The sequence below is a fragment of the Streptosporangium amethystogenes subsp. fukuiense genome (assembly GCF_042665875.1).
GTDB lineage: Bacteria > Actinomycetota > Actinomycetes > Streptosporangiales > Streptosporangiaceae > Streptosporangium > Streptosporangium fukuiense.
Map to the genome: position 1 here is coordinate 1,768,477 of NZ_JBHTEE010000001.1, position 17,661 is coordinate 1,786,137.

Consider the following 17,661-nt stretch of genomic DNA (forward strand, 5'->3'; position numbering starts at 1 on the left):
CAATGGCACACGAGGTCTTCATCAACTATCGCACCGGGGACGGCGAGAAGATCGCGGCCTTGCTCCATGAGCACCTCTCGAAGCGTTTCGAGGGTGAACGGACCTTTCTTGCCAGCGCGTCCATCCCTCCCGGAGAGACCTATCCGGACAGACTTCTCAGCGCGGTACGTCGCAGCAGTGTCGTGCTGGCAGTGATCGGTGAGGGCTGGTCACAACACTCCCGGCTACACGACGAGGACGACTGGGTGCGGAAGGAGATCCTGGAGGCATTCAAGTGCGGCATAGAGGTGATACCTGTTCTCGACGGTCGCAAGGTCGAGCGCCTTAACGTCGCGGACCTGCCTCAGGAACTGGTCAGGCTCGCCGACGTTCAGTCGGTCCGGCTGGACCTGCACGAGAAAGAGGCAGGGCTCAAGCGCATCGGCGACCAACTCGCCAGGAAACTACCGTCACTCAAGGAGGTGGATCGGGCCACTCGTGAGCCGCAGGATGCCGACAGTGTGAGCAACTCGGTGAACGAAGCTCACGGCACCGTCGTGCAGACCGGTAATTTCACCGGTGACGCGGGCACCGTCATCAAGGGCAACCAGGGGCCGGTTCACAGCGGAAACGGAGACCTGAACAATAATTCTCCGCATGCTTCGGGACCCGGCGCGACGTATATCGCGGGCGATAACCAGGGCGGAATCCGGCACGACTTCGGCGGCTCTCGCAGAGATGAGGACGACGACCGTTGACCAATTTTTCTTTTACTCAGATATCTGGTGTCAACGGACCTGTTCAGACGAGCAATGCTCCTCTTAACATCGGAAATTACTACCAGAACGCAGTGCTGGCCGGCGTAACGACACGGAGTCCTCGGGCGAACGCTGTCGATGACCTGGAGAGAATCTGGCAGCGTTTCGTTTACCCTTCGGGGTTTGGCCGTGCGCGTGAGCTTCTGGAGACGTACAGGATCGTTCTCCTTGATGGTGCACCCGGTAGCGGCAGGGTTGCCGCTGCCAAGACGCTCCTGTATGAGCTGTTCTCCGGCGATGAGCGGTTTCGTGAGCTGTCGTGGGAGGAGAGTGACGGCAAGCACCGCCTGGATCCGGATCACATTGGTGACGACGATCGTGTGTGGCTGGACCTGTCAGGCGTTGAAGAGCAGATCTGGCGGGACGTTCAGAACGAGCTGTCCGCCGTGCGTAACGCCGTTGCCGAACACGGCGCCTATCTGGTGGTCGTGTTACCGGGTAACAGAGGTGAGAGGCTTCGTCCAGAATTCGGCCCATACCTCGCGAAGATCGACCGCCCACCGGCTGAGGAGGTGTTACGTCGCCATCTGCGGTTGATGGCCGTTCCGGGTGCGGTGACCAGTCCAACGACCCCGCTCCTGACCGGCTATCTGGATGCCGACCCGCCGATCCAAGAGATCGCCATATTCGCTGGACTCGTCGCTGAGGCATGGGCGAACACCGAGGGCGACCTTGCCAACTGGTACGCCATCGCGCACGAGGCGCTGACCGGTAGGGAGCAGGAGGTCGCCAAGGACGTAGCGACATTGGCCGAGGGTCCCCAACGTGCTCTGCTCCTGGCTGCGGCCATGCTGCACGGTGCCCATGTGGATCACGTGTATCGCGCAGCCACAGCACTGCTGAACACGTTGGGACATCCCGAGGACGAGTGCCCCCTGCTGGAACGCCCCGATCTCGTTGAGCAATTTCAGAAGATTGACGTTGAAATCAATGGCAACCGTCATGTGCGGTTCAGGAAACTCGGATACGACTCGGGAGTACGTGCCTACTTCTGGAACCAGATACCGGAACTACGGGATGGCATTCAGACGTGGGTGGAGAAGGTCGTCGACTCCGCGGACCTAGGGCAGGAAGACTGCGGCAGGCTGGTCACCCGATTCGCCGAGCAGTGCCTGCGCCACGAGTACCGACAAGTATTGGTGGGCTCGGTGCTTCGCTGGAGCAGGGGATCCACGACCAAACGTCGGCTGTGGGCTGCCGGTCTCGCACTGCGGTGTGGACTCACAGCAGAGAAGCACGGCCGGTTCTTCCGTCAGCAGATCTACTCCTGGTCGCACAACAGAGACCTACCCGAGGGGCTCGCCCGGGTGATCACCGTGATGTGCGCCCAGGTCATAGCTGTCCACCACCCAGACGAGGCCATGGTCCGCCTTCATCATCGAGCGCGGAGGGAGGAGCGCAACACGATCGCCCGTGAGGCACTGGTTCAACTGGTCAACGGTGATTCGCGGCTCCGTCGGCAGATGCTTGTCCGGCTCATTGTTCTTTCTCCCGATGGCTGGAGATGGGAGGTCGACCCCGGCCTCTTCCTGGAGTTCGCCGATCCGGCGGCACTCACCGATCGGGGAAGCCGTAACCACCCATTCATCGCCGACGCCGACGTGAGAGGCATGCTGGCCGAAGGTTGGCGGCGCGTTTTCACGCGGTGCACTCAGGAGATGTGGAGGGCACCGCTACGGCAGTGGCTGTACGTGGCTCTTGGCGACGAGCGCAATCGTGAGGTGCTGCTCGACATCCTCGTCGAGAGCAGTGAGGGGCGAGGCAACATCCTGGGCCTTCTATACGCCGCCGTCCGCAATATGCCTCGGCCCGCAGCGGACGATCAGGAGCGTCACACCGTCTTTCGCGACATCGTCCTGCGGAAAATCTGCGCCGTCCAGGGCATCCGGATCGCATGAGCAACCACGTCACCAGTACGGAACAGGGGAGGGCACCATGAGTACGGGCCGTGACACGGTCGTGATCTACTTTGCCGCCATCGGTGGGGTCCTGCTGGTCGGCCTCGTCCTTTTCGCTCCCTGGCAGATATGGGGACCGGTCCTTGCCTTGGCGCTCATAGCCGTGGCGTTCCTTCTGATCAGAGCCTTCAGGCAGCGCCGATCGAATATTCCGCCGGAGCCCTCGCCCCGCTACGCGCCTTCACCGCCACCTGTGAAGCACCGGGAACAGAAAGTGGAGCGAGTTTCGCTACCGAGCAAGGAGGAGGACTACGACTTCCTGTTCTCCGCGACGGTGCTCTGGTCGCCGCTCGCCTTCACGACGGATGAGGACAAGGTCAACGCGGCCGCCCTGGCGGTCAACGCGATACTGAAACGAGCAGAGGAGATCACCAGGCAGCGAGAACCGGGCCGGGCCTCGCTCGTTCAACACGAACTGGGGGGCATCCTGGGCACAATGCAGGCCGATGACACCCGATGCGTGCAGGCGATGGCCGAGTCGGTTGAGGTCACCCTTCCCGCCCATGACCAGGAAAGACTGGAGAAGCTCGCCAGGATACGCAAGAAGGAAGCCGTCTGGGAACACGAGCGGAAGTACGAACAGAACAAGCGCGAGTACCTGGGGGAGGACGTGCTCAAGGACACCGGTAGTGCCGTGGTCTGGTGGCTGGCAAGAAACGACGAGCATGTGGAAAAGGCGGTGAACGACATCGGCCTTCTCACCCGGCTGTCCTTCGCGGCCAACAACAAGGAACTACCCGAGGGCTTCCGGCATCTCCAGTCGGACACGGACTCCGATGACCTGCCCGAGGCATCCCGCCTCCCCTTCGGGAACGGAGCCTCCGCGGTCGACTGCTTCACCGCCTTCCTCCATAAACTGGATTTCAAGGAGGAAGACTCGCAGAGCACACTTTTCGCTCACGAGGTGGCCACGCTGGTCGGCAAGCACGGCCGACCGGAGGTGGCTGATGAGATCATGCTCCGGTTCGACACGGAGGCTTCTCCCTTCGGCCCCCTACCGGATCCGCCGACCGACTGGCCGAACGATGTCCCCGAAGAGACCGGACAGGATTGAGCACGCTCATGGAAGCCGAACTGGCGGCGCTGGCGGCTTCTGGGGCCACGACGCTGATCGCACTGATGGTCTCGGATACCTGGACTCAGGTGAAGGAAAGGTTCGCGCGCGCATTCAGTCGTACCGGGGACTCGGAAGACCTGCTGCGGGACCTTGAGGTTTCCCGGGCCACACTGATGGCCGCCCTCGCACACGGCGATGACGAGAAAGCAGCCGAGATCGAGATCGAGTGGCGATCCCGGTTGCTCTACCTGATGCGATCGGACCCCGGCCTGATCGAGGAACTGCGGAGTCTTCCGACCTCACCCGTGGGCACCGTGTACAACAGCATCAGCGGAAAAGTGCAGTCCGGTCTGGTGATCCAGGCCGGCCGGATATCCGGATCCACCTTTCACCCAGTCCGACCGGACGATCATGCTGGTGAGTCTGAGGACGAGGCCCAGAGCGGCCTTGGCATGGAGTGATGCGGACCTTGACCGCCCTGACCAACTCCGAGGTGCGGGCACTCCTGGCTGGATGACGTGGGCGACCAGATGAGCACGCCCGACCGTCTCACGTACCGTACGGGCACCTCTTCGCGCCCGTACGGTACGTCGTCAACGGCATGGCGGCCTGAATCGGGGAAGGGAGAGGCCGTCATGCCTGCTCAGGGGTGGTCAATTCCGGTGAGCGCGGTCATCTCCGCCTCGCGCATCTGCGCCTTGAGGCCCTCGACGGTGCGGTCGCAGAGCAGCAGCGGTTCGGGGGTGGGCCAGGTGGCGATGGCGTGGAAGAGACGGCTGCCGGTGCCGTACAGCACGGCCCAGCCAGGCCAGGTGATCTGCAGTATCGCGGCCTCGGTGCGGGCTTCGTGGTCCCAGGTGTAGTGCGGGACCGAACCGGGGGGCACGCCGTCGCGGTGACGACCGCGAGGGCGGGCAAGGCGTCGCCGGATCACGAGATCACCTGCCCGGCGGCCCGCTGCCGCGCCTGTCGTGCGATGGCCTCCTGTCGGTCGGTCTCGGCGCGCAGGGCCTCAAGGCTGTCGGCGCCGACCGTCCGTTCGGCTTCGGCGTGAAACGCCAGGGCGCAGAAGGGCCTCTCCCGGCTGGCCCACAGCCGTCCGGCGTCACTGAGGATCAGCCGCCAACCGGGAATGGTGGTGGATTCAGCATCGGTCATTGATTGGACCTCCATCCGATCAAGGGCCCGTCCGGTCGCTCGCATGGTTGAACAGGCCCGTTTTGTGAGGTGAGGAGGGTGTGGAGGGGGGCGTCGTACGGGCCGGGCGGCCGGTAAGAAGACGGGGTCATCGCTGCGTGGTGCATGCGGACAGCGTGGCCGTCGCGGGGGACGGCGAAGTATCACAGGTTCGTGAAACTCGAATTCGCTACGGTAGGCCGAGCCAGCTCGCGAAGCCGCTGAGGCTTCGGGGACGTCGTCGTTCGAGGTTGACGAGCATCCGGACGGTTTCGCGGACCATCGGATGGTTGCGGGTCTGTTGAGGGGCGGCCCGACGGGCGGCGAGCAGTGTCTCCAGGGCCTTCTGGCGGTTGCCGTGGTAGAGCCAGCCGCGCGCCAGGTCGATGTAGTGGTGGCCGAGCCGGACAGGTGCGACCGCTGGAGAGAGTGCTGTGTGCTGAGCGCGGCGGATTGCTTCGCCGCCGTCGTACATCTCCACTGCGGCTGCGACCTCGTGCATGATCACGTTGGAGGGGCCGAATTCCAGGCCGTAGTGGTTCGCGTCCTGGCCCAGTACGCGGGCGGCCTCGCGGGCGTGTTCGATGTGGTCGAACGCGGTCTGCCGGTCAGCCGCACGGGCAGCGAAGATCGCGGATCGGAGATGGGCCGCGCCGTACACGCTCAGTTCGGCGGCGGTCAGCCGGCCGAGGTCCTCGCCGACCTCGCGCCGTATCCGATCCAGGAGGATCAGCCCCTTGTCGTAGGTGGCCGTCGCCAGGAACAGCGTCGAACGCTGCCACTGCGTGCGGGCGACCCGCAGCGGGTCCTGTGACGCCTGGGCCGCCCATGCCACGCGATCCATGGCGAGGCCCCGCAGGTCGAAGTAGCCCAGCGTGTAGGCGATCGCCGTCACCCCGGTGTACGCCTCGGAGAGCAGCCCGAAAAGTTCGTCACGTCGGGCTCCCTCGCTGGCGTGAACGGCTCGCGTCAGCTCTTCCAGCAGGCCCGGAAGCATCTCCCCGAGCTGGATGTACCGGGCCTGCCTGCCCAGTGCGGACGCGCGCCGCACGTCCGCGCGGAGCTGCTCTGTCGGCGGCGGTGGGACGTCCTCGTCGGGCAGGTCCCAGGACAGAAGTGCTCGTCGGAGCTGCGGGACGCACTCGTGGATCCGGTCCTCTCGCGTGCCGGGGTCACGGTACGGCTGGCCGGTCAGCTCACCGAGCTCGATCCGCAGGGTCCGCGCCACAGCGGTGATAAGGGCCTGCGTGGCCGGTTTGTGCCCCCGTTCGACCTGGGCGATCAGGCTCTTGGAACAGGGCACTCGGTCAGCGAGTTGCTGCTGCGTCAGACCGCGCAGCTTGCGAGCCTGGGCGATCCGCCGCCCGACAGCTTCTTCGGCGGCTGGGCCATTCGTACTGCCGTCGCGCATGAGCAGGCCCCACACGTATCTGTAACGGTCCTTACAACCTCAGGCTACGTGCGGAGCCTTTGGTGTGTCAGGGGAACGTCGTGCGGATCGGTTGAGCGGCGATGGCGGGTGCGCCACTCGGCCTTCGCGTGACCATGGGGAAGACCCTTGACAGTGGGATTTCCGGAGGTCACGCTGTTGCGTATAGCGCTGCTTGTTCTGCTTTACGAAACCGGGGTTTGTTGCGATGATCCCTGTCTGCCCCCTCGCGGCCCTTCCTCCGGGTGAGGCCCATCGGCTCGACGTCGACCCGCCCATCGCTGTCTTCCACACCGAGGACGGCGAGATCTACGCCGTGGACGACACCTGCACCCACCAGGACGCCTCGCTCTCCGACGGGTGGCTGGAGGGGTGTGAGATCGAGTGCCCCCTGCACGCCTCCAGCTTCGACCTGCGGACGGGACGTCCGAGCAGCCCCCCTGCCAAGCTGCCGCTGCGCACCCACCGGGTGGTGGTCTCCGACGACACCGTCTACGTGGTGCCCTCCGAGGAGCCGCCGAACCTGCCGCCCGGCGTGCGCGCGAGTACCGCATGACGCCGACGCGCGCCCTCCCCGGCAACGGCCGCCCCAACCCGTCGACATGGCAGACCAGGGAGCGATCGTGACCGCGAGAAGCCTGCCGCCCAGCGTGATCGCCACCCTGCCCGGCGGCCACTACACCGACGAGAACGTCTTCGCCCTGGAGCAGGCCCGCATCTTCGAGTCGATGTGGTTCTGCGTGGTCCGGGCCTCCGATCTGGGAAAGCCGGGGGCTTTCCGGACCGTCCAGGTGGGCCGGGAGAGCGTCCTGGTCACCCGGGCCAGGGACGACTCGATCCGGGCCTTCCTCAACGTGTGCCGCCACCGTGGCGCCCGGATACGTACCGAGGAGTCCGGCGAGGTCAGGCGGGCCTTCCAGTGCCCGTACCACGCCTGGACCTACGATCTTGAGGGCAGGCTGATCGCCGCGCCGAACCTGACGAGGATGCCCGACCTCGACCGGGTCGAGTACGGGCTGGTCAACGTGGCCGTGCGCGAGTGGAGTGGGTACGTGTGGGTCTGCCTGGCCGACGAGCCGCCGTCGTTCGAGGCGGATGTGATCGGTGAGGCGACGGCCCGGCTGGGCGACGAGCGGGCCATCGAGAGCTACGACATCGCCAACCTGGCGGTGGGCCGCAGGATCGTCTACGACGTGCGGGCCAACTGGAAGCTCATCGTCGAGAACTTCATGGAGTGCTACCACTGCGCCACCATCCATCCCGAGCTCACCGAGGTGCTGCCGGAGTTCGCCGACGGCTACGCGGCGCAGTCCTTCGTCGGGCACGGAGCGGAGTTCGGCGAGGAGATCCGGGGGTTCACCGTCGACGGCTCGGCGGGAGTGGACCGTATCCCGGGGGTCGGCGAGGAGCAGGACCGCCGCTACTACGCGATCACCATCAAACCGCAGGTCTTCGTCAACCTGGTGCCCGACCACGTGATCTGGCACCGGATGTTCCCGCTGGCGGCCGACCGGACGATCGTGGAGTGCGACTGGCTCTTCCTCAGGGACGTCGTGGAGGCGGGCACCGATCTCGGTCCGTCCGTCGAGCTCTTCCACCGGGTCAACGAGCAGGACTTCGCGGCCTGTGAGAGGTGCCAGCCGGCGATGAACTCCCGCGCGTACGCCCGGGGTGGGGTCCTGGTGCCCAGCGAGCACCACATCGGGGGCTTCCACGACTGGCTGATCGACAGGCTGGGTACCGGGCCGGACTGATGGAAGGGGAGCGCCTATAGTGTGCGCAACCCGCCGTTTCAGGGGGGGAGGGCAAGGAAGGAGGCGCGAGGATGGCCAGGAAGGCTCCGCGCGACGACGTCAACGAGGACGGCATCGAGATCGGGTCCCCCAAGGAGTGGGCGGCCGGTATACCGGGAGTGACCCGGTCGTTGCTGACCGCCAATGCCCAGATGGGCGTCGGCCGCACCCTCCTCACCCTGGCCGGGGTCAACCAGAAGGAAGGCTTCGACTGCCCCGGTTGCGCCTGGCCCGAGGGGGAGCACCGCAGCCCGTTCGAGTTCTGCGAGAACGGCGCGAAGGCGGTGGCCGAGGAGGCCACCGTCCGCAGGGTCACCCGTGACTTCTTCGCCCGGCACACCGTCGACGACCTGGCCGGGCACACCGAGTACTGGCTGGGCCAGCAGGGGCGGCTCACCGAGCCGATGCACAAGCCCGCCGGCTCCGACCACTACGTCCCGGTGAGCTGGGACGACGCCTTCTCCCTGATCGCGCGGGAGCTGCGCGCGCTGGACAGCCCGGACGAGGCGCTCTTCTACACCTCGGGGCGCACCTCGAACGAGGCCGCGTTCGCCTACCAGCTCCTGGTGCGCAGGTTCGGCACCAACAACCTGCCGGACTGCTCCAACATGTGCCACGAGTCCAGCGGCTCGGCGCTCACCGAGACCCTCGGTATCGGCAAGGGCACGGTCTCGCTGGAGGATCTCCACCGGGCCGACCTGATCTTCGTGGTCGGTCAGAATCCCGGCACCAACCACCCGCGCATGCTCTCGGCGTTGGAACGAGCCAAGCGCGAAGGTGCCCGGATCGTCGCGGTCAACCCGCTGCCCGAGGCCGGGCTGCTCCGCTTCAAGAACCCGCAGCGGGCCTCCGGGCTGGTGGGCAAGGGTACGACGCTGTCCGACAGGTTCCTGCAGATCCGGCTCAACGGCGACCTCGCGCTCTTCAAGGCGATGTCGCTGCTGCTGCTGGAGGCCGAGGAGGCCGCCCCCGGCACCGTGATCGACCGCGACTTCGTCGAGGCGCACACCCACGGCTTCGACGAATGGGCCGAGGATCTGCGCTCCCTGGACTGGGCGGAGGTCGAGGAGGCGACCGGGCTGGACCGCCCGGCCGTCGAGGAGGCCGTACGGGAGGTGCTGGGCGCGAAGTCGGTGATCGTGTGCTGGGCGATGGGGCTCACCCAGCACAGGAACTCCGTCGCCACCATCAGGGAGGTCGTCAACTTCCTGTTGCTGCGCGGCAACGTGGGCCGCGCGGGCGCCGGGGTCTGCCCGGTCAGGGGCCACTCCAACGTCCAGGGTGACCGCACGATGGGCATCTACGAGAAGCCACCGGCCCGGTTCCTGGACGCGCTGCGCGACGAGTTCGGCTTCGAGCCGCCCCGCGAGCACGGCTTCGACACCGTGGAGGCGATCAGGGCGCTCCGCTCCGAGCGGGCGAAGGTCTTCATCGCGATGGGCGGCAACTTCGTGTCGGCCACCCCCGACACGGCGGCGACCGAGGAGGCGATGCGCCGGGCCAGGCTGACGGTGCAGGTCTCCACCAAGCTGAACCGCTCGCACGCCGTCTGCGGGCGCGAGGCGCTCATCCTGCCCACGCTGGGACGGACCGAACGCGACGGCGACCGTTTCGTCACGGTCGAGGACTCCATGGGCATGGTGCACGCCTCGCGGGGCAGACTGCGGCCCGCCTCCGACGATCTGCTCTCCGAGGTGGAGATCGTCTGCCGGCTGGCCGTGGAGCTGTTCGGTGACGATCCGCACGTGCCCTGGCAGGAGTTCGCGGCCGACTACGACGCGATCCGCGACCGGGTCTCCCGGGTGGTGCCCGGATTCGACGACTTCAACACCAAGATCCGCGCTCCCGGCGGCTTCGCGCTGCCCAACGCGCCCCGCGACGAGCGACGCTTCCCGACCGCGACGGGCAAGGCCAACTTCACGGTCAACGAGCTGGAGGTGCTGCGGGTGCCGCCGGGGCGGCTGCTGCTGCAGACGGTCCGCAGCCACGACCAGTACAACACCACGATCTACGGCATGGACGACCGCTACCGGGGCGTGCGCAACGGCCGCCGGGTGGTCTTCGTGCACGCCGACGACCTGGCCGAGCGGGAACTGGCCGACGGGGACATGGTGGACCTGGTCAGCGAGTGGCCCGACGGGGAGCGCAGGGCGGAGGCCTTCCGCGCGGTCGCCTACCCGACCGCGCGCGGCTGCTGCGCCGCGTACTTCCCGGAGACCAACGTGCTCGTCCCGCTCGACTCGGTGGCGGAGACCTCCAACACCCCCACCTCCAAGAGCGTGGTGGTCAGACTCGTCCGGCGGGAGCCCGCCGACGGCTGAATATCCGTGGTCAGGCTCGTCCGGCGTACCCCAGGCGGTGGCTGATGTCGCGGGCGCCGGCGATCACGAGCGGTGCCAGCTCGTGCAGCCGGTCCTCGCCGAGGCGGTACGCGGGGCCTGACGCGCTGACCGCGGCGACGATCTCACCGTCGTAGGAGCGGACGGGCGCGGCGACGGCGTTCAGGCCGATCTCGTACTCCTCGACGGTGACGGCGTAACCCCGCTCGCGGGCCTCTCCCAGTTGCTCCTCCAGGGCGGCGACGGAGGTGATCGTGTTCGGGGTGTAGCGTTCCAGGCCGCTCGCGGAGAGCAGCCGGGCCCGGTGCGCCTCGTCGAGGTGGGCCAGCAGGACCTTCCCGCTGGAGGTGGCGTGCAGCGGGGTGAGCTGGCCGACCCAGTTGTGCGTGGTGACGGCGGAAGGGCCGCGTACCTGGTCCAGGTTGACCGCGTAGTGGGAGCGCAGCACCGCCAGGTTCACCGTCTCGCCGAGCTCCTCGGCGAGACGGTGGCAGACCGGGCGGCTCTGCTGGGTCAGGTCGAGCCGGGAGGCCACCCCGCCCGCGAGGCGGACGAGGCCGAAGCTGAGGCGGTATTTTCCCCGGTCCTCGGCCTGTTCGACCAGGCCGCGCGCCTCCAGCGCGCCCAGCAGCCGGAACGCCGTCGACTTGTGCACCGATATCTCCTGGGCTATCTCGCTCACCCCGGCCTCGCGGCGTTCGGCGAGGATCTCCAGGATGGTGATGGCCCGGTCGACGGACTGGACTCCACCGCCGCTGTCGGTGCGATCGTTGCCCATGGCGCAACTGTAGGCGCTGGAAAGGGAACGAACGTCATCGGGGACGACGACATCCGTTGCGAATGGTGCACCCTATTGCGCTATTAGCTCCAATTTCGGACACTGTTCCTGCTTGAGGGAGGCGAGGCGGACATGTACGACTTTGTCATCGTTGGAGGTGGCTCGGCCGGGAGCGCCCTCGGCAACCGGCTCTCCGCCGACCCCGCCAACCGGGTACTGGTGCTGGAGGCGGGCCGCCCGGACTACCCGTGGGACGTCTTCATCCACATGCCGGCCGCGCTGCCCTTCCCCATCGGGAACCGTTTCTACGACTGGAAGTACACCTCCGAGCCCGAGCCGCACATGCACGGCCGCCGCATCTACCACGCCCGGGGCAAGGTACTGGGCGGATCGAGCAGCATCAACGGCATGATCTTCCAGCGGGGCAACCCGCTGGACTACCAGCGCTGGGGCGCCGACCCCGGCATGGAGACCTGGGACTTCGCCCACTGCCTGCCGTATTTCAAGCGCATGGAGAACTGCCTGGCCGCCGACCCCGCCGACCCGATGCGCGGGCGGGGCGGGCCCCTCGTGCTGGAGCGCGGGCCGGTGCGCAACCCGCTGTTCGGGGCGTTCTTCGAGGCGGTGCAGCAGGCCGGACATCCGCTGACCGACGACGTCAACGGCTACCGCCAGGAGGGCTTCGCCCGCTTCGACCGCAACATCAGCAGGGGACGCCGGCTGTCCGCTGCCCGCGCCTACCTGCACCCGGTCGCCAACCGCCCCAACCTGGAGGTCAGGACGCGGGCGCACGTCACCAGGATCCTCTTCGAGAAGAAGCGGGCCGTCGGCGTCGAGTACGACGGCCGAAAGGTTCGCGCGGGCGAGGTCATCCTCTGCGGCGGCGCGATCAACTCCCCGCAGCTGCTCCAGCTCTCCGGGGTGGGCGACGCCGCCGAGCTGGGCGCCCTCGGCGTCGACGTCGTGTGCGACCTGCCGGGCGTCGGCGAGAACCTCCAGGACCACCTGGAGGTCTACATCCAGTACGGCTGCAGGCGGCCGGTCTCGATGCAGCCCGCGATGAAGTGGCGCAACCGGCCGTGGATCGGCGCGCGCTGGTTGTTCGCGCGCAGCGGCCCCGGTGCGACCAACCACTTCGAGGCGGGTGGCTTCATCCGGGGCAACGACGACGTCGACTACCCCAACCTGATGTTCCACTTCCTGCCCATCGCGGTCCGCTACGACGGCTCGGCTCCGGCGGGCGGGCACGGCTACCAGGTGCACATCGGGCCGATGTACTCGGACTCCCGAGGTTCGGTGAAGATCAGGAGCACCGACCCCCGGGTCCACCCGGCGCTCCGTTTCAACTACCTGTCCACCGCGCAGGACCGGCGCGAGTGGGTGGAGGCGGTCCGGGCCGCCCGCGACATCCTCAACCAGCCGGCCATGGACGAGTTCAACGCGGGGGAGCTGTCGCCGGGGCCCGGGGTCGAGACCGACGAGGAGATCCTCGACTGGGTGGCCAGGGACGGTGAGACCGCGCTGCACCCCTCGTGCACCGCACGGATGGGTGTCGACGACATGTCCGTGGTGGACCCGCTCACCATGCGGGTACACGGCCTTGAGGGGCTGCGCGTGGTGGACGCCTCGGTGATGCCGTACGTGACCAACGGCAACATCTACGCGCCGGTCATGATGGTGGCGGAGAAGGCGGCGGACCTGATCCTGGGCAACACCCCGCTCGCCGCCGAACACGTCGACTTCTACCGCCATCGCGACGGCTTGGCCCACTGATCACGGGTGCGTTGACCAGCCATCCGGCCATGCGGTCCGCTTACGTGCCGGATGTCGAATTCTCGCTGAAAAAAGCCGGTTCACCATTCGGATAATGGCGGGGGTGAGATTTCCGCGATTGTGCTGGCACGGTAACAAAGCCGGTAGAGCCTTGACTGCGTGAATAAGAGGGTCGATTCTGTTTCTCGCTGAGCGGTCCGATGCGCCATACGCAACGAGCAACGAGCTACGCGATGACCGGAAGGATGCCCCTTCGTGTCAGATCTCCACCTCGACGGCGACCGGAGAGATCTCGTCGCGGAGAATCAGCGGGCCGTCCTCGACGTGCGCGGTCTCTGGAAGGTCTTCGGCCCGCGTGCCGACCGGGTCGTCGGAACTCCGCTGGCGGAGCTCTCGCGAAGTGAGCTGAGGGCCAGGACGGGCTGCGTGACCGCGATCCGCGACGTCTCCTTCACCGTGCGGCCCCAGGAGGTCTTCGTCGTCATGGGCCTGTCCGGCTCGGGCAAGTCCACCCTCGTACGCTGCCTGACCCGGCTCGTCGAGCCGACGGCGGGAGAGGTGCTGTTCGACGGCGAGGACATCCGCAAGGCCGACGGCCGGCGGCTGCGCGAGCTGCGCCGCCACCGCTTCGCGATGGTGTTCCAGAACTTCGGGCTGCTGCCGCACCGGCGGGTCCTGGACAACGTGGCCTACGGGCTGGAGATCCGCGGGACGCGCAAGGAGGCCCGCTACGAGCGGGCCAGGCAGATGGTCGAGCTCGTCGGGCTCTCCGGCTCCGAGGACTCCTACCCCGACCAGCTCTCCGGCGGCATGCAGCAGCGCGTCGGACTGGCCAGGGCGCTCGCGGTGGATCCCGACGTGCTCTTCTTCGACGAGCCGTTCTCCGCGCTCGACCCGCTGATCAGGCGGGACATGCAGAACGAGGTCATCCGGCTGCACCGCGAAGTGGGCAAGACGATGATCTTCATCACACACGACCTGAGCGAGGCCCTCAAGCTCGGCGACCGCATCCTGATCATGCGCGACGGCGAGCTCGTCCAACTGGGCACACCTGAGGAGGTCGTCGGGGCACCGGTGGACGGCTACGTGCGCGAGTTCGTCAGGGACGTGCCCCGCTCGCACGTGCTCACCACTCGCTGGATCATGCGTCCGCCCCGCTCCGACGAGCCGCTGGACGGGCCGGAGATCGGGCCGGACGTCGTGGTACGCGACGCCGTGCACACGGTGCTGCGTGCGACGAGCCCGGTCAGGGTGGTCGACGGCGGCGGGCCGCTGGGCGTCGTCACCGCCGAGGAACTCCTCGGCGTCCTCGCCGAGCCGTCCCCTGCGGAGGTCTCCGTGACGCGCGCCGAACCCCCGGAGGAGAAGGCCCCCGGGGAACTCACCGGGAGGACTTCCGGCGAGTCCAGCGAGCCGCTCCCGGCGGAGACACAGGCGGAGATCCCGGAGAAGGGCACGGGCGAGTCCGCCGAGTCGGCCAGGGCAGGGGATCAGGGGTGACGGCCACCCCGGCCACCACGACCGGTGGCCTGCGGCGCCTGCCCACCTGGCCCCGCCGCTACCTGCTGACCGCCGTCGTCGCGGCGTGGGTGCTCGTCTGGGTGTTCGTTCAGGGCCGTGACACCTTCCAGCTCGGTGGCGCGGAGCTGACGCCGCTGCACCTGCGGATCAACGAGGCGAGCGAGGTCATCGACAACAGCAGGAACGACAACCCGTTCTTCCTGTACTTCGTCAACTACGTCCGGCTCTTCCTCGACGAGGCCGTCACGTTCGTCCAGGCGCTGATCAGCAGGCCGTCCTTCGGGCGGCCGCTGCCGGTCATCGGCTGGCTGGGCGTGGTCACCGTCGCCACGGCGGCCGCGCTGCTCTGGGGCAACCTCAGGGTCGCGGTGCTGACCGCGGCCGGTTTCGCCTCCTTCGGCCTGCTGGGTCTGTGGGAGGAGAGCATGGACACTCTCGCTCTCACCCTGGCCGCGGTCGTGATCTCGCTGCTGATCGGCATCCCGCTCGGCGTCTGGGCCGGGGTGAACGACCGGTTCAACCGTCTGGTCACCCCGGTGCTCGACTTCATGCAGACGATGCCGACGTTCGTCTACCTCGCGCCGCTCACCCTGTTCTTCCTCATCGGCCCGGCAAGCGCCACCGTGGCGACGGTCGTCTACGCCGCACCGCCCGCGATCCGCATCACCGCGCACGGCATCCGCGAGGTGCGCCCCGCGACCCTGGAGGCCGGCACCTCGCTGGGCTCGACCGCCTGGCAGCTGCTGGGCAAGGTACGGCTCCCGCTGGCCAAGCGGACCATCATCGTCGGCGTCAACCAGACCATCATGGCCGCGCTCTGCATGGTCACCATCGCCGCGCTGATCGACGCCCCGGGACTGGGCAAGACGGTCATCAAGGCGCTGGAGACCCTCGACGTCGGCAGCGCCTTCAACGCGGGCCTGGCCATCGTCATCATGGCCATCGTCCTCGACCGGGTCACCTCCGCCGCCGGCAGGCGTGTCGAGACCCGGTACCGGGCCGGCCGTCCGCGCAGGCCCGGCCGCCGCCGTGCCGGGATCGGCGCCGTCCTGGCGGGCACCGGCGTGCTGGTCTACCTCTCCCACACCTACGTGTGGGCCGCGGAGTTCCCGAGCGAGGCGAACCTGGGGCCGTACGTCCGCCGGGGCGTCGACGCGGCGACCCTGTGGGTGCAGGACAACCTGGCGGCCTACACCGGTGTGTTCAAGAACGCCGTCTCCTACGGTCTGCTCAACCCGTTCGAGGCCCTGCTCACCGGCTCGCCGTGGTGGCTGATCGCCGCGGTGGTGCTCGCGTTCGCCGCCGTCCTGGCGAACGTCAGGGTCGTTCTCGTCACCGCGGCCTGCCTCGCCCTGCTCGTGGTGCTCGGCCTGTGGCAGGACAGCATGGTGACGCTGGCCTCGACGCTGGTGGCCACGGTCCTGGTGATGGTCCTCGGCGTGGCGTTCGGCGTCTGGATGGGGCGCAGCGACCGTGTCGACCAGCTGGTGCGGCCCGCCCTGGACGCCGGGCAGACCATGCCGCCGTTCGTCTACCTGGTGCCGATCCTCGGTCTGTTCGGCGCGACCCGGGTCACCGCGATCACCGCCGCGGTCGTCTACGCCGCGCCGGTCGCGATCAAGCTCGTCGCGGACGGCATCCGCGGCGTCTCCCCGAGCGCGGTGGAGGCCGCCACGGCCGCGGGCTCGAACACCTGGCAGCTCATCACCAAGGTGCAGCTGCCGATGGCGCGCAGCGCGGTGACCCTCGCGGCCGGTCAGGGACTCATCTACGTGCTGGCCATGGTCGTCGTCGGCGGTCTGGTCGGCGCGGGCGCGCTCGGCTACGACGTGGTGGCGGGCTTCTCCCAGCTGCAGTTGCGGGGCAAGGGGCTCGCGGCGGGCGTGGCGATCGTCGTACTCGGGATCATGCTGGAGCGCATCACCAGGACGGCGGCGCGGCGGGCGGACGCCGAGGCACACGGCGCCCGCTGAGCAGGACAGACGGAAATCCCGGACGGCCGCCGTCGGCGGCCTCATGTACAGGAGGACTTTGGTGACAGTTTCCAGGACCGGGCGGCCACGGACGTTGGCGTTCCTGCTCGCCGCCGGCCTCCTCGTCTCCGCGTGCGGCGGGGCGAAGGTCGGCGAGAGCGGCGACGGCACAGCCGCGTCCGCCACCTCGGGCGCGGACGGCAAGAAGCCCTGCGGCGCGGTCAACATCGCCATCAACCCGTGGGTCGGGTACGAGGCGACCGCGGCGGTCATCGCCCAGGTGGCCGAGAAGGAGCTCGGCTGCGCGGTCACGAAGAAGGACCTCAAGGAGGAGGTCGCCTGGCAGGGGTTCGCCACCGGCCAGGTCGACGCCATCGTGGAGAACTGGGCGCACGACGACCTGAAGAAGAAGTACATCGAGGAACAGAAGGTCGCCGTCGCGGCGGGTTCGACGGGTAACAAGGGAGTCATCGGCTGGTACGTGCCGCCGTGGATGGCCGAGAAGTACCCCGACATCACCGACTGGAAGAACCTCAACAAGTACGCCGAGCTGTTCAAGACCTCGGAGTCGGGCGACAAGGGGCAGTTGCTCGACGGCGACCCGTCCTTCGTGACCAACGACGCGGCCCTGGTGAAGAACCTGAAACTGGACTACAAGGTCGTCTACGCGGGCAGCGAGGCGGCGCTGATCACCGAGTTCAGGAAGGCGGAGAAGGAGAAGAAGGCGCTGCTCGGCTACTTCTACGAGCCGCAGTGGTTCCTGGCGGAGGTCAAGCTCGTCAAGGTGAACCTGCCCGAGTACACCGAGGGCTGCGACGCCGATGCCGAGAAGGTGGCCTGCGACTACCCGCTCTACGACCTCGACAAGATCGTGAGCAGGAAGTTCGCCGACTCCGGCAGCCCGGCGTACGAGCTGGTCAAGAACTTCTCCTGGACGAACGAGGACCAGAACCTGGTGGCCAAGTACATCTCCGAGGACAAGATGACGGCCGAGGAGGCCGCGGAGAAGTGGGTCGGCGACAACCCCGACAAGGTGAAGGCCTGGCTCCCCACCGGCTGAGCGGGCG

Annotated in this window: 15 protein-coding genes; 11 read left to right on the plus strand and 4 right to left on the minus strand. The window is 67.6% G+C overall.

Translation table 11 applies throughout. The annotated features are described in order from the left end of the window. Positions 1 to 2 precede the first annotated feature (2 nt). From ACFQVD_RS07490 to ACFQVD_RS07505, 4 genes are all read left to right on the plus strand, one after another. Positions 3 to 737, plus strand: a complete 735-nt coding sequence (locus ACFQVD_RS07490) for a toll/interleukin-1 receptor domain-containing protein (protein ID WP_343967152.1) — start codon at positions 3 to 5, stop codon at positions 735 to 737. Then, positions 734 to 2,695 carry a hypothetical protein gene (locus ACFQVD_RS07495; RefSeq protein ID WP_343967154.1) on the plus strand — a complete coding sequence of 654 codons (1,962 nt, stop codon included), beginning with the start codon at positions 734 to 736 and terminating at the stop codon, positions 2,693 to 2,695. The genes ACFQVD_RS07490 and ACFQVD_RS07495 overlap by 4 nt, the downstream gene beginning before the upstream one ends. Before the next feature lie 61 nt (positions 2,696 to 2,756). Continuing rightward, entirely contained in the window at positions 2,757 to 3,809 is a 1,053-nt protein-coding gene (locus tag ACFQVD_RS07500) for a hypothetical protein (protein WP_343967156.1), read from the plus strand. An 8-nt stretch (positions 3,810 to 3,817) separates the two neighbouring features. Beyond that, complete coding sequence (locus ACFQVD_RS07505; protein ID WP_343967158.1) at positions 3,818 to 4,273, plus strand: hypothetical protein; 456 nt, start codon at positions 3,818 to 3,820, stop codon at positions 4,271 to 4,273. 182 nt (positions 4,274 to 4,455) lie between these two features. Here ACFQVD_RS07505 and ACFQVD_RS07510 read toward each other — a convergent pair whose 3' ends face one another. The 3 genes from ACFQVD_RS07510 to ACFQVD_RS07520 form a co-directional block, all read right to left on the minus strand. Then, positions 4,456 to 4,698: a hypothetical protein gene (locus tag ACFQVD_RS07510; RefSeq protein ID WP_364152956.1), complete on the minus strand. Its 243-nt coding sequence runs from the start codon at positions 4,696 to 4,698 to the stop codon at positions 4,456 to 4,458. A gap of 44 nt (positions 4,699 to 4,742) precedes the next feature. Further along, entirely contained in the window at positions 4,743 to 4,970 is a 228-nt protein-coding gene (locus ACFQVD_RS07515) for a hypothetical protein (protein ID WP_343967162.1), read from the minus strand. Between the two features lie 208 nt (positions 4,971 to 5,178). Continuing rightward, a complete protein-coding gene (locus ACFQVD_RS07520) occupies positions 5,179 to 6,399 on the minus strand; it encodes a helix-turn-helix domain-containing protein (protein ID WP_343967165.1) in 1,221 nt (406 codons plus the stop codon). A 226-nt stretch (positions 6,400 to 6,625) separates the two neighbouring features. Here ACFQVD_RS07520 and ACFQVD_RS07525 point away from each other — a divergent pair, with 226 nt between their 5' ends. From ACFQVD_RS07525 to ACFQVD_RS07535, 3 genes are all read left to right on the plus strand, one after another. Continuing rightward, a complete protein-coding gene (locus tag ACFQVD_RS07525) occupies positions 6,626 to 6,973 on the plus strand; it encodes a bifunctional 3-phenylpropionate/cinnamic acid dioxygenase ferredoxin subunit (RefSeq protein WP_343967167.1) in 348 nt (115 codons plus the stop codon). Between the two features lie 46 nt (positions 6,974 to 7,019). Further along, a complete protein-coding gene (locus ACFQVD_RS07530; protein WP_386270705.1) occupies positions 7,020 to 8,171 on the plus strand; it encodes an aromatic ring-hydroxylating oxygenase subunit alpha in 1,152 nt (383 codons plus the stop codon). A 71-nt stretch (positions 8,172 to 8,242) separates the two neighbouring features. Further along, positions 8,243 to 10,531, plus strand: coding sequence for an FdhF/YdeP family oxidoreductase (locus ACFQVD_RS07535; protein WP_343967170.1), 2,289 nt, complete (start codon positions 8,243 to 8,245; stop codon positions 10,529 to 10,531). 10 nt (positions 10,532 to 10,541) lie between these two features. Here ACFQVD_RS07535 and ACFQVD_RS07540 read toward each other — a convergent pair whose 3' ends face one another. Continuing rightward, complete coding sequence (locus ACFQVD_RS07540) at positions 10,542 to 11,327, minus strand: IclR family transcriptional regulator (RefSeq protein ID WP_343967173.1); 786 nt, start codon at positions 11,325 to 11,327, stop codon at positions 10,542 to 10,544. Between the two features lie 132 nt (positions 11,328 to 11,459). Here ACFQVD_RS07540 and betA point away from each other — a divergent pair, with 132 nt between their 5' ends. From betA to ACFQVD_RS07560, 4 genes are all read left to right on the plus strand, one after another. Further along, positions 11,460 to 13,100 carry a choline dehydrogenase gene (betA, locus tag ACFQVD_RS07545; protein WP_343967175.1) on the plus strand — a complete coding sequence of 547 codons (1,641 nt, stop codon included), beginning with the start codon at positions 11,460 to 11,462 and terminating at the stop codon, positions 13,098 to 13,100. A gap of 255 nt (positions 13,101 to 13,355) precedes the next feature. Beyond that, complete coding sequence (locus ACFQVD_RS07550; protein ID WP_386270708.1) at positions 13,356 to 14,600, plus strand: quaternary amine ABC transporter ATP-binding protein; 1,245 nt, start codon at positions 13,356 to 13,358, stop codon at positions 14,598 to 14,600. Next, on the plus strand, positions 14,597 to 16,594 hold the full coding sequence (locus ACFQVD_RS07555) for an ABC transporter permease (protein WP_343967177.1): 1,998 nt from the start codon (positions 14,597 to 14,599) through the stop codon (positions 16,592 to 16,594). Before ACFQVD_RS07550 ends, ACFQVD_RS07555 begins: the two co-directional genes overlap by 4 nt. 61 nt (positions 16,595 to 16,655) lie before the next feature. After that, entirely contained in the window at positions 16,656 to 17,654 is a 999-nt protein-coding gene (locus tag ACFQVD_RS07560; protein ID WP_343967179.1) for an ABC transporter substrate-binding protein, read from the plus strand. Positions 17,655 to 17,661: the final 7 nt, after the last annotated feature.